This window comes from Ornithinibacillus liuyingii (genome assembly GCF_055550225.1).
This window is the reverse complement of the sequence record NZ_JBPWOS010000001.1, coordinates 374,229-386,813: the sequence shown is the minus strand read 5'-3', so window position 1 is coordinate 386,813 and position 12,585 is coordinate 374,229. Positions and strand designations below refer to the sequence as shown.

General features: G+C 36.2%; 11 protein-coding genes. All 11 read right to left on the bottom strand.

Annotated elements, in window-relative coordinates; translation table 11 throughout:
* Positions 1-2: 2 nt before the first annotated feature.
* Positions 3-398 (bottom strand): flagellar basal body rod protein FlgB, encoded by a 396-nt coding sequence (gene flgB / locus ACSKT4_RS01930; protein WP_186868666.1) that lies wholly within the window; start codon positions 396-398, stop codon positions 3-5.
* Between the two features lie 500 nt (positions 399-898).
* Positions 899-1,678 (bottom strand): GTP-sensing pleiotropic transcriptional regulator CodY, encoded by a 780-nt coding sequence (codY, locus tag ACSKT4_RS01925; RefSeq protein ID WP_186868665.1) that lies wholly within the window; start codon positions 1,676-1,678, stop codon positions 899-901.
* Between the two features lie 25 nt (positions 1,679-1,703).
* Entirely contained in the window at positions 1,704-3,095 is a 1,392-nt protein-coding gene (gene hslU / locus ACSKT4_RS01920; RefSeq protein WP_186868664.1) for an HslU--HslV peptidase ATPase subunit, read from the bottom strand.
* A gap of 17 nt (positions 3,096-3,112) precedes the next feature.
* Positions 3,113-3,658, bottom strand: coding sequence for an ATP-dependent protease subunit HslV (gene hslV / locus ACSKT4_RS01915; RefSeq protein WP_186868663.1), 546 nt, complete (start codon positions 3,656-3,658; stop codon positions 3,113-3,115).
* A gap of 24 nt (positions 3,659-3,682) precedes the next feature.
* Positions 3,683-4,591: a tyrosine recombinase XerC gene (xerC, locus tag ACSKT4_RS01910; RefSeq protein ID WP_186868662.1), complete on the bottom strand. Its 909-nt coding sequence runs from the start codon at positions 4,589-4,591 to the stop codon at positions 3,683-3,685.
* A 428-nt stretch (positions 4,592-5,019) separates the two neighbouring features.
* Complete coding sequence (gene topA, locus ACSKT4_RS01905) at positions 5,020-7,098, bottom strand: type I DNA topoisomerase (RefSeq protein WP_465822737.1); 2,079 nt, start codon at positions 7,096-7,098, stop codon at positions 5,020-5,022.
* 226 nt (positions 7,099-7,324) lie between these two features.
* Positions 7,325-8,143, bottom strand: a complete 819-nt coding sequence (gene dprA, locus ACSKT4_RS01900) for a DNA-processing protein DprA (RefSeq protein WP_255488071.1) — start codon at positions 8,141-8,143, stop codon at positions 7,325-7,327.
* Positions 8,144-8,371: 228 nt separating this feature from the next.
* Positions 8,372-9,274 (bottom strand): succinate--CoA ligase subunit alpha, encoded by a 903-nt coding sequence (gene sucD / locus ACSKT4_RS01895; protein ID WP_186868660.1) that lies wholly within the window; start codon positions 9,272-9,274, stop codon positions 8,372-8,374.
* A 54-nt stretch (positions 9,275-9,328) separates the two neighbouring features.
* Positions 9,329-10,495, bottom strand: a complete 1,167-nt coding sequence (sucC, locus tag ACSKT4_RS01890; protein ID WP_186868659.1) for an ADP-forming succinate--CoA ligase subunit beta — start codon at positions 10,493-10,495, stop codon at positions 9,329-9,331.
* Between the two features lie 94 nt (positions 10,496-10,589).
* Complete coding sequence (locus ACSKT4_RS01885) at positions 10,590-10,868, bottom strand: EscU/YscU/HrcU family type III secretion system export apparatus switch protein (RefSeq protein WP_186868658.1); 279 nt, start codon at positions 10,866-10,868, stop codon at positions 10,590-10,592.
* Entirely contained in the window at positions 10,865-12,583 is a 1,719-nt protein-coding gene (locus ACSKT4_RS01880; protein WP_186868657.1) for a hypothetical protein, read from the bottom strand. The genes ACSKT4_RS01885 and ACSKT4_RS01880 overlap by 4 nt, the downstream gene beginning before the upstream one ends.
* Positions 12,584-12,585: the final 2 nt, after the last annotated feature.

The window sequence follows — 12,585 nt, the reverse complement described above, 5'->3', positions numbered from 1 at the left end:
GATTACCTACCTCCTTTTATTACAGTTTGTAAACTATTAAACTTGCCGTTAATTCTGTCTACTAGACTTTGGTAATAAATTTGATTTTCTGCTAGTTCAGCCATCTCTTTATCAATATCCACGTTATTTCCGTTATGGTTATACAACGTGTTATTTCGTTGAACAATTTTATAAGATAAATTTTGCTCGTGTTCAAACGGTAAATGTCTGGGGTTTGTTCGCTTAGCTGTTAACGTATTGGAAAGTTCACCTTGAAGTACATCTTTAAAGACCACTTCCTTGGACTTATAGTTCGGAGTATCCACATTCGCAATATTGGAAGCTATTGTCTGGTTTTTAATCGAAGCGTAGTTAAGTGATTGTTGTAACGTATTAATCGTTCCACTAAACAAATCCATCATTGCAACCTCCTTATGATTACTATTTTTTAAAGACCGACACAAATAATCGTTTCTCTACGAACATTGTAATTTATATGCGATACAAAGTCTATCAAAATTCGACAGTTTTCTGGTCTAACAAGCAAAACAGGAGTGTAATACTAGGTATATTTAACTATAAAATACGATAATATTTATGGTACCGCTTTCCTAAATAGTACAATTCGATTGTTGAAAAATGTAAAAATCTTACACTAATTATACTAAAGACTTAGTACTTAGTATCTATACAAATGTGAATTTATTGGTAAATATGTGGTGTTTAGCCTTATTTTCCTTGAAGGATTATTAGAAGATAAATTATAACGAGCCAGTTTAGAGGATATCTTTCCTAATTGTCAACTGCTTAAGAGGCAAATAAGTTGTAAATAAAAAAGAGCTACCTTAGGGGTCCATCCCAAAAGTTAGAGTAGAAAACTAACTTTTGGGGGTACCACCCAGGAGCTCTTTTTAGCTATTTATCTAGAACGTAATTTTTCTAATTCAACTAGGAATTTATCGTTTAGTACTTTTATATAAGTACCTTTCATACCTAGTGAGCGTGATTCAATTACACCAGCACTTTCAAGCTTTCTTAATGCATTAACAATAACAGATCTTGTAATTCCTACGCGATCAGCAATTTTACTTGCTACTAAAAGTCCTTCATTACCGTTAAGCTCTTCGAAGATATGATCAATAGCTTCTAGTTCACTATAAGAAAGAGAGCTGATTGCCATTTGTACCACTGCTTTACTTCTAGCTTCCATTTCAATCTCTTCTGTCTTCTCATGAAGAATTTCCATTCCAACAACAGTTGCACCATATTCAGCTAACAATAGATCATCATTGTTAAATGATTCTTTTAATCTACCGATGATTAATGTTCCAAGACGTTCTCCACCACCAATAATTGGTACAATTGTCGTTAAGCCATCCTTGAATAGATCTCTGTTCTCAACTGGAAATACTGTGTACTGACTATTAATATCTAGGTTAGCAGTTGTTTCATGGATATGGAATAATCCTTCTGTATATTCCTCTGGGAATTGTCTTTCCTCAAGCATTTGTTTCATTCGCTCATTTTCAATTTCTTGATTGATGGCATATCCTAATAATTTCCCTCTTCTACTAAGGATGAACACATTCCCCTTAATTACCTCTGTTAGTGATACAGCCATGTCGTTAAAGTTTACTGATTTACCTGTTGCTTTTTGCAACATTGAGTTAATTTTTCTTGCGCGGTCTAATAGTTCCATGATAGTTATTCCTCCATTTTATTTATTATAGTATAAATTGACTTAAGTCTTTATTTTTAACAATTGTGCTAAGTTTTTGATCGACGTACTCTGGTGTTATTTCAACCGTGTCCATCGAAACATCAGGTGCTTCAAAGGATAAATCCTCTAATAACTTCTCTAGTATAGTATGAAGTCTTCTAGCACCAATGTTATCTGTATCTTGATTTACTTGATAGGCAATTTCTGCAATTCTATTTACAGCTTTGTCTGTAAATACTACATTTATACCTTCTGTTTTTAATAGAGCTTGATACTGTTTTAGTAAAGCATTCGAAGGTTCATTTAGAATACGAACAAAATCTTCAACGGAAAGCTTCTCTAATTCTACCCGAATTGGAAATCTCCCTTGCAGTTCCGGAATCAAATCGGATGGTTTAGCCATATGAAAAGCTCCTGCAGCTATAAATAGCATATGATCTGTTTTAACCGGACCATGCTTCGTTACGACAGTAGAACCTTCGACAATCGGAAGGATGTCTCGCTGTACTCCCTCTCGTGATACATTCGGAGAGTTATCTTGTTTTCCGGCAACTTTATCAATCTCATCAATAAAAATAATGCCAGACTGTTCAGCCTTTTGTATCGCTTCTTGTGATACTTCCTCCATATCAACAAGCTTTTGAGCTTCCTGTTGGATGAGAACTTTTCTTGCTTCGGAAACAGGAAGCTTACGTTTTTTCTTCTTCTTTGGCATAAATTGCCCAAGAGCATCTTGCATGTTCATACCCATTTGTTCCATTCCTGAACCTTGTAATAGATCAAACATGGAAGGTGGAATTTCTTCCATTTCAATGGTAACAATATGGTCTTCTAATTCCCCCATGGCAAGTTGATGTGCCACTCTACTCCGTTTATTCTTAATCTCCTCATCCTTTTCACTCTCATCTGAATCCTCTTGATTACCTTGATTAGAAAAAAGCATTTCAAATGGATTGGAGATAGTGGATTGTTTCTTAACTTGAGGCACTAATAATTTTACAAGTTTTTTATTTGCCTCTTCTTTTGCCTTATCCATGACTCCGTTCATCTTTTCTTCCTTTACCATTCGTAAAGACATTTCGACTAAATCTCGGACCATGGATTCAACATCTCTTCCTACATATCCAACTTCAGTAAACTTAGTTGCTTCAACTTTCACAAATGGGGCACTAACTAATTTCGCAAGACGTCTAGCAATTTCTGTCTTACCAACCCCAGTAGGGCCAATCATTAAGATGTTTTTGGGGACTATTTCTTCTTTGAGTTTTTCATCTAATAAGGTTCTTCGATATCGATTCCTTAGGGCAACTGCAACAGATTTCTTGGCACTTTGTTGTCCAATAATATAATTATCTAGTTGATTTACGATCTGTCTTGGAGTATAGTTCATCTCCATTATGCATGGCCTCCTCTTTAATCAAGTACTTCCAGCGTAATTTGATCGTTTGTAAACACACAAATCTCACCCGCGATTTTCATTGCAGCTAGTGCAATATCTGCTGCTGTAAGATGCTCTGCGTAGTTTACAAGTGCCCTACCAGCACTCAGTGCATAATTACCACCTGAACCAATTGCTAGAATACCATCGTCTGGTTCAATTACCTCACCAGTCCCTGAGATTAACAACATACTATCTTTATTCATGACAATCAACATAGCTTCTAACTTACGTAAAACTCTATCACTGCGCCATTCTTGTGCTAATTCCACAGCAGCTCGAGTCAGATTTCCATTAAAAGCCTGTAATTTCCCTTCAAATTTTTCAAAAAGGGTAAACGCATCTGCGACAGAACCTGCAAATCCCGCTAGTACTTGACCATTAAACAATCTACGAACCTTCTTAGCTTTATGTTTCATTACAACGGAATTCCCCAGTGTTACCTGACCATCACCACTCATTGCACAATGACCGTTATGTCTCACTGCAAATATGGTGGTTGCATGAATTTCTTGTGCCAACAAAGATCACCTCTTCCGTCATCCTTACTTTTTTGCCCTTGGGTGACTATTTAAGTAAATATTACGCAAATGATCCTTCGTAACATGTGTATAAATTTGCGTAGATGATAAACTTTCATGTCCCAAGAGTTCCTGTACTGTTCGTAAATCAGCACCCTCATTTAACATATGTGTTGCAAAGGTATGTCTTAATTTATGTGGATGTACATTTATAGTAAGTGCTGCTTTTTCCATCATATTTTTCAACACTAATCGAATTCCTCTAGTTGTTATCGGATTACCTCTTGAGTTCAGAAAAACCACTTCGGAATTTGAACCAGATTTTTCGAGTAACTTTTTTCTACCGTCATGTATGTACAATTGAAGTGCTTTTTCTGCATAGCTTCCAAAAGGAACATATCGTTCTTTCTTTCCTTTTCCTCTTACAAGCAATGTTCCAACAGAAAAATCTATATCCTTCAATCTAAGACTCTGACATTCACTCACCCGAATCCCAGTTCCGTATAGTGCTTCTAATAATGCTTGATTTCGTTGTCCTAATGGATCATTAGCATCATTTATTTCAAATAGTTTTTCCATTTCCTCTTCATAGAGAAATCCCGGAATAGGCTTTGCAGCTTTCGGCAAACTTATTAGCATAAAGGCGTTTGAATCAATTACATTCTCTCTCTCTAAAAACTTAAAAAAAGTTCGTATACTTGATATCTTTCTTGATACAGATCTTCTTGAAAGCTGTCGATCATAAAGAGCAGTAAGAAAAACACGAACAGCACGCTGATCGATTTCTCGAAGGGACTCAAAGCCTTCTCGTTCTACAAAAGCGAAAAATTCTTCTAAGTCATGATTGTAATATTCTACAGTGTATGGCGAAGCATTTTTTTCAATTTGAAGGTACTCTGTAAATGCCTGTTTGTGTTGTGTAAGATAATCCAAATACTCACCCCAAACTTGCTTAACAGCCACATAAAAATATACCACTATGTGATTAACTTTGCAATCAACTTAACAAAATTGTAACAAAATTCTGAAATAACCGCAATACTAAACGAAGTATTTATGTTAGTACTGTCAAGTAGTTCGGCTTACCACTGGATAATTATAGCGACTTCACTATAAATAGTCAATCCGTAACAACTAATTTTTCGACATTTTCCGATACCTTCAAAAATGTAAAAACACCCTATCCCTATTTTTACCAATTGTTCAAAAATTTATAATCAAAATTCACATTATTATTTACCCTTTTCAAAAATACCGAAACATTTAATACAAATTAGAACTTTTTTACTCTTCACAATTAGACATTTTACGCCAACTACAGAACGAAAGCAAAATAAAAGGCGCTCATAGGAGCGACTCTTTTATCCTTGCGTATTTTCTTGATAATCACAATTTGTACAAACAATTTGGGTTTCCTTTTTCAACCTTTTCTCTACCAAGAGTGAATCACATTTAGGGCATGGTCTTGCTATCGGCTTATCCCAAGAAACAAAATCACATTCCGGAAAGCGATCACAACCATAGAATACACGTCGTTTCTTAGATTTACGTTCTACCACATTACCTTTCTTACAAGTAGGACATGTTACGCCAATCTCTTTTAGTATCGGTTTTGTATTTCGACATTCTGGGAAGTTCGAACAAGCTAAGAATTTGCCGTATCGTCCCATTTTATAAACCATCTCATGACCACAGTTTTCACATTCAATACCAGCAGGCTCATCTTTAATTTCTATTTTTTCCATTTCCTCTTCCGCTTTTGTTAAGCGCTTCTGAAACCCATGATAGAAATCATCGATAATATTTACCCACTCCACTTCTCCTTCTTCTATGGAGTCAAGGTCATGTTCCATTTTGGCTGTAAATTCCACATCAATAATTTCCGGGAAAAATTCCTTTAATAAATCCACAACGATAATCCCCAGTTCCGTTGGTACGAATCGTTTGTTATCTAATGTCACATATCCTCGTCTTTGAATCGTATCAAGAGTAGGAGCATAAGTGGAAGGTCTACCAATACCTAGCTCTTCCATCGTTTTGACTAATCTAGCTTCAGTAAAGCGTGGTGGTGGTTGCGTGAAATGTTGGTTCGGTTTGATTTCACTTGCCTCTACAATCATTCCTTCTTCCAGATTCGGTAAAAATTTATCCTCGTCTTTTTTATTATCATCTGTACCTTCCACATATACCTTCATGAAACCTTTAAATTTTACCTTTGAACCATTTGCACGAAATTCTACATTATTATTAACTAACTGTACTGACATGGTGTCTAAGATAGCTGGTGCCATTTGACTTGCTAAAAAGCGTTCCCAAATTAGCTTGTACAGGCGTAATTGATCCCTAGATAAAACTGTCTTTAATGAGTTTGGCTCTCTCATCACTGATGTGGGACGTATTGCTTCATGGGCATCCTGGGCATTTTCACTTTTCTTTTCTTTTCTTTCAGTACCTAGATATTCACTCCCATATTTATTCTCAACGTATTCCTTTGCTTCACCTTTTGCTGTTTCAGAAATACGGGTTGAATCGGTACGCATATACGTAATGAGACCAGTTATACCACCTGCAGCCTTTCCAAGATCAATACCTTCATACAATTGCTGTGCTATCATCATCGTCTTTTTAGCTCGGAAGTTTAACTTTCTTGCTGCTTCCTGTTGTAATGATGAAGTTGTAAAAGGTAAGGCAGGATTTCGCCTTCTTTCCTTTTTCGTCACTGTATTAATCGTAAACTGTTTATCTACTAGTTTATTTAGAACTTCTTTTACTTCTGCCTCTGATTTAAGCTCTAATTTTTTCCCATCGATTCCGTAAAAAGCTCCTTCAAATGAGTCCTGATCCTTTAAGAAGCTAGCTTCAATTGACCAATATTCTTCTGGTTTAAAGTCATTAATTTCATTTTCACGGTCAATAATCATCTTCAATGCTACGGATTGTACACGACCAGCACTTAATCCCTTTTTAACTTTTTTCCATAGTAACGGGCTAATGTTATAACCGACCAATCGATCCAGCACTCTTCTAGCTTGCTGTGCATCTACTAAGTCCATATCAATAGAGCGGGGATTTTTAAAGGATTCCTTAATGGCATCTTTTGTTATTTCATTAAATACTACACGACATTTCGAATTTTCATCGACATTCAAGGCATGTGCAAGATGCCAGGCAATTGCTTCTCCTTCGCGATCCGGGTCGGCTGCGAGATATATTTTTTTTGCCTTTTTAGCTGATTTTTTTAAATCTTTTAATACATCACCTTTACCACGTATAGTAATATATTTTAATTTATAACCTTCTTCTACATTGACACCCATCTGACTTTTCGGTAAGTCAATAACATGTCCCATAGAAGCTCTTACTTTGTATTTTTTACCTAAGTATCGTTCAATTGTTTTCGCTTTCGCAGGTGATTCTACAATTACGAGATAGTCTGCCATTCTCTTCCTCCTTAGCCTGAGGTAACGAAAAACCTAGTACCATTACTCCTAAATCATTCGTGTCCTAAAAGTGCTATACATCTAAATGTAAGAATTGATGTAGTAAATGTCAACATTTTCAAATTAAACCTAATTAAAATAAGTATATTTACCAGTATATAATTGATTATCAAATCCTCACTAATAATAAATATATACGACATAATTGTCAAACATAGAATGAATTTCATTCTGAATTAGTGCGTAAGAAAGACTTATTTCTCCAATCACTCATAATGTCTTCATAAGTAACTGCCATTGTTGCCCCTTCCTGAATTAGTTTCAGACATCCAATTGATTGAGGGATATGGGGTGATCCTGGTACAGCAAATACTTCCCTTCCCTGATCTAATGCCTGATCTACCGTTATCATGGTTCCACTTCTTTCTGTCGCCTCTATCACAACTGTAGCGAAGCTTAGTCCACTAATAATTCGGTTCCTTTCAGGAAAGTGGAATTTTCTTGGTGGTACTTTTGGTGGATATTCTGAGAGGGCTAAGCCATCTTTTACTAGCTGCTGAAAAAGGAATGTATTTTCATTAGGGTAGATATACTCAAATCCACTACCTAATACTGCAATCGTTTTTCCCCCTTCATGTAATGCCAGTCGATGTGCATAACTATCAATTCCTTTAGCCATCCCACTGACAATGACCCAGTTATCCTTTATTAATGGACTAATAATATACTTTGTTTTGTTCATAGCATCTAAAGAAGGATTTCTAGTACCTATTACACTTATGGATGGAGTTTTATAGAGTAATGTATCGTCCCCATAGCAATAAAGTACGATTGGTGCATCTTTAATTGTTTTTAACATGGGAGGATAGGTTTCGTCAATTAACGTAATGATATGATAGGCTTTTATATCCTGTAAAGTATCATGAATCAATTGTGTGTTGTGTATATCCTGATATAGTATCTCGGCTTGATTTTTTCTAATGGATAGATAATGGCTTATTTCGGTTGAGGATATAAGGAAGATATAAGCTAAGGAGGGATCCATTCGTAGTAAACGTCGTAAATTCCTTCTCGACATATAACGACATCGGTGGAGATGAATTAATCTTTGCCTTGTATTTTGTAACAAATTGTCACTTCCCTTCTATATGCTATCTGTATAAAGGAAGAGGCCGAGACAAAGTAGATAATCACAGAAGATCCCTCTTGTTGATATACAATAGGCTATTTCTGATTATCCCTTATTAGGTCCCTGCCCCTTTAGCTATACAGATTAGTGTGTTTTACACTTTTCTGCTAATCCTTTTTCTTGAAGAACGCGAATCATTGTTTCTCCAATTACTGAAGGCGTTTCTGCAACTTCGATTCCACATTCATTCATCACTCTGATTTTTTCATCTGCTGTACCTTTACCACCAGAAATAATCGCACCAGCATGACCCATACGTTTTCCTGGAGGTGCTGTTGCTCCACCGATGAAACCAACTACTGGCTTCGTCATGTTCGCTTTTACCCATTCAGCAGCTTCTTCTTCAGCAGTACCACCGATTTCACCAATCATGACGACTGCATAAGTTTCAGGGTCTTCATTGAATTCTTTTAATACGTCAATAAAGTTTGTACCATTAACCGGATCTCCACCAATACCTACAGCAGTTGTTTGACCATAACCTGCTTGTGATAATTGATGAACAGCTTCATACGTTAATGTTCCAGAACGGGAAACGACACCAATATGACCTTTCGTATGAATATAACCAGGCATAATACCAATTTTCGATTCATCTGCAGTAATTACCCCTGGGCAGTTTGGTCCAATTAAACGTGTTTTCTTGCCTTCCATATAACGTTTCACTTTAACCATATCAAGTACTGGAATATGTTCAGTGATACAAATAACTAGGTCTAGCTCAGCATCTACCGCTTCCATAATAGCATCCGCTGCAAATGGTGCAGGAACATAAATAACAGAAGCTGTAGCACCTGTCACTTCAACCGCCTCTTGTACTGTATTGAATACAGGTACACCTTCTACTTCAGTTCCACCTTTTTTCGGTGTTACTCCACCAACAATCTTTGTACCATATTCAAGCATTTGTTTTGTATGGAATCTTGCAGTACCACCAGTTATACCCTGGACAATTACTTTCGTATCTTTATTTACATATACACTCATTATAGTCCGCCCTTTCCAAAGTCTAGTCTATTAATATACAAGATTTTAAATCCATTAAGCTTCTTTAACTAAGGTTACTATTTTTTCTGCACCATCAGCCATAGAGTCTGCAGGAATAATGTTCAATCCTGATTCATTTAAAATCTTCTTCCCTAAATCAACATTCGTTCCTTCAAGACGAACAACTAATGGAAGATTTAATCCAACTTGTTTAGTCGCTTCCACTACACCTTCAGCAATTACATCACATTTCATGATTCCACCGAAGATATTAACGAAAATCCCTTTTACATTTTTGTCAGATAGAATAATCTTAAATGCTTCTGTAACCTTTTCTGCAGTAGCACCGCCCCCAACATCTAAGAAGTTAGCCGGTTCTCCGCCGTAATGCTTAATGATGTCCATCGTAGACATAGCTAGACCAGCACCATTAACCATACAACCAATGTTACCATCTAGCGCAACATAACTAAGGTCATATTTGGATGCTTCAATTTCCTTTTCATCTTCTTCATCTAAATCGCGATATTCAAGCACATCTTTTTGACGGTATAATGCGTTATCATCAAAGTTCAATTTAGCATCAAGTGCTAAAACCTCTCCATCACCAGTAGTAACTAGTGGGTTAATTTCTGCAATGGAGCAATCTTTCTCAACAAATGCTTGGTATAATCCAGTCATAAATTTAACTGCTTTCCCTAGCAATTCATCGGGAATATTCATATTAAATGCTAGTCTACGAGCTTGGTAAGGCATTAGCCCAACAACAGGATCTATCACTTCTTTAAAGATCTTTTCTGGAGTAGCAGCTGCCACTTCCTCAATCTCTGTACCACCTTCTTCAGATCCCATCATTACAACACGAGAGGTAGCACGGTCAAGAACAACACCGATGTAATATTCTTTCTTAATATCACATCCTTCTTCAATAAGTAAACGCTTAACTTCTTTTCCTTCAGGACCTGTTTGGTGAGTTACTAATGTTTTACCAAGAATTTCTTCAGCGTATGTACGTACTTCCTCTAAATTCTTAGCAACCTTCACTCCACCAGCTTTTCCTCGTCCACCAGCATGAATTTGTGCTTTTACTACAGTAACGGATGTACCTAATTTTTCGGCTGCCTCTACAGCCTCATCTACCGTATATGCAACATATCCATTAGGAACCTTTACACCAAAACTCTGTAAAACTTCTTTCCCTTGATACTCATGAATATTCATTCTTTGTCCTCCCATCAAAAATCACTGCAGTTTTATTGTATTAAAAAACAGAAAATTGCACAAGAAAAGAGCCAACTTTTGTCGTAAAATATTTTTAAATATTTTTTTGCTCTAGCTTTTGGTCAGCCCTGTATATAAATGCAAACACTTCTGCTACTGCCTGATACAATTCCTCTGGAACTTTTTCATTAATATCTAGCTCAGATAGTAGTTCAACTAATGTCTTATCCTCCATAATGGGTACTTGATTTTCATTAGCAATCTTAATAATATTATCCGCAACTAATCCTTTTCCGGTAGCACTTACTCGTGGAGGGTGCTTCTTATCTTGCTCATAGCTTAATGCTACAGCCTTTTTTCTTATCTGATTCATATACGAAAATCAACTCCTTGGTAGGAAGCTTGTTGTTTAGTTTGGTACGTTGGTTTACTATTCTTCGCCACATTCTCTTGGTTAGTTAACGGCTTAACCGATACATTGGAAAGATAGTACTCAAGCTTCTCTAATCCCTCCTTTAGTAACGGTTTTAGTGACTGGGTAATCCCTTCTATCGGTTGATCGTTTAATACCGTTATGGAGATTGAACGTTTTTGAATATTCATATCAATCACCGTTTGTTCCAAGTTTGCTAGTTCCAAAAAGAACACAATTCGACAATAATCAGGATTGATCTCACCAGCTTCTGTTTTCTTCCCTTCAAAGTTTAACGCAATATCACTATCTAGGCCGATTCTACCACCTGGTAATAAGAGATTAGCCTGAATCATTTTATCGGATTCACTGTATGATTGTAGCTGTATACCATTTATAACATGTAATAGCTTGGTTCCTTGTTCTAGGATCGTTCCATCACTTGATTGGATAAGCTGTAATAACATTCCTTTTAACGAATTGCTCGGATTAGTTTCATCTTTCAAGATAGCTTTCTCATACTGTATTCCCATGTCCTCCAAGATCGTCTTCGTCTGTTGAACAAAAGATTCCTTTATGAAATGATGTAAAAATGAATCCACTTTCGAATAATTTTCTTGGTTACTTAATGTTGCTAAATGGTGGAGTAAGACTCGTAATGATTGTGGGTGATTACGTAATTCCCCATGTTTTAAAGTAAATGGAAGAGTACTTAACTCCACTTCTCGCTTCAAATTAGTAAAATTTTCTTCAGAAATCGAAACATTGTTCGTTACACTTTGTTGAAGAAGATTCTCCCATTTAGTTAATAGAGAAGAAGCATGCTGTTGTATTACTTCCAGCTTGGATATGCTAGCTTGTAATTCCTTTACTGTATTAGTAGTAAACAGCTGATTTAAATTCATCAATCCGTTGTCTGCATTCTGTATTACCCGATTATTCCATATGCGAAACGGAATATCTTGATCAATCATTCCGCTTGCTTTTAAAACATAGACTAATTCCGGACTGTTTAGTAATGGAATAATTTGTTTTACCGGTATTTGGTTTGTATTTCCGGTTAATTGATTAATCTGGGAGACTAACCCATTATTTATATTTGGCTGCGTAGCTAAATTCTGTCGTAACACCGAGTCTAGTGATTCAAGTTGATTGGTAAAACTTCCAAACTTACTTGCAAACAAGGCCTGAAAAACAGAATCGTTTATTGGCATACGACTTACTATCATTTCTTTTAATAAAGCTTGTGCCTGTTCTTTATTACTTGCAGACTCTAATAGAACATAAGAATTTTGTAATTGTCCTTTCTCAAATGGAATCTTTTCCTGCATGAGAACCTTTACAAATTCCTGCATTATTTTAGTAGGATTTATTCCCAGCTGTTGTAGTAAATGGATAATAGGTAACTCTGACCTATTAGGATTAGTAGGAGATTCTGCTATTACTTTCAGCTGGGCTACTTGTCCTAATGCTTGTACCTGAAAGTGATAGTTATTTCCTATTTCTAATGGCGCCTCTAGCTGCGCAATTAACTGCATCACCCCAAGTTGAATATGGGCTTTATTGTTTGGGTAAAGCTTCATAATTCTGCCTTGGACTATTTGACCTAAGCGAAGTGTTTGAACGGGCTCCTTACTATTAGTTAACGTTTTACCTAGAACATCTTGGATATTCAACT

What these genes read in the sequence shown, in the direction of transcription:
- sucD (WP_186868660.1), bottom strand. Translation starts at nt 9,274, where the DNA reads ATGAGTGTATATGTAAATAAAGATACGAAAGTAATTGTCCAGGGTATA.
- topA (WP_465822737.1), bottom strand. Translation starts at nt 7,098, where the DNA reads ATGGCAGACTATCTCGTAATTGTAGAATCACCTGCGAAAGCGAAAACA.
- dprA (WP_255488071.1), bottom strand. Translation starts at nt 8,143, where the DNA reads ATGGATCCCTCCTTAGCTTATATCTTCCTTATATCCTCAACCGAAATA.
- sucC (WP_186868659.1), bottom strand. Translation starts at nt 10,495, where the DNA reads ATGAATATTCATGAGTATCAAGGGAAAGAAGTTTTACAGAGTTTTGGT.
- hslU (WP_186868664.1), bottom strand. Translation starts at nt 3,095, where the DNA reads ATGGAGATGAACTATACTCCAAGACAGATCGTAAATCAACTAGATAAT.
- ACSKT4_RS01885 (WP_186868658.1), bottom strand. Translation starts at nt 10,868, where the DNA reads ATGAATCAGATAAGAAAAAAGGCTGTAGCATTAAGCTATGAGCAAGAT.
- flgB (WP_186868666.1), bottom strand. Translation starts at nt 398, where the DNA reads ATGGATTTGTTTAGTGGAACGATTAATACGTTACAACAATCACTTAAC.
- codY (WP_186868665.1), bottom strand. Translation starts at nt 1,678, where the DNA reads ATGGAACTATTAGACCGCGCAAGAAAAATTAACTCAATGTTGCAAAAA.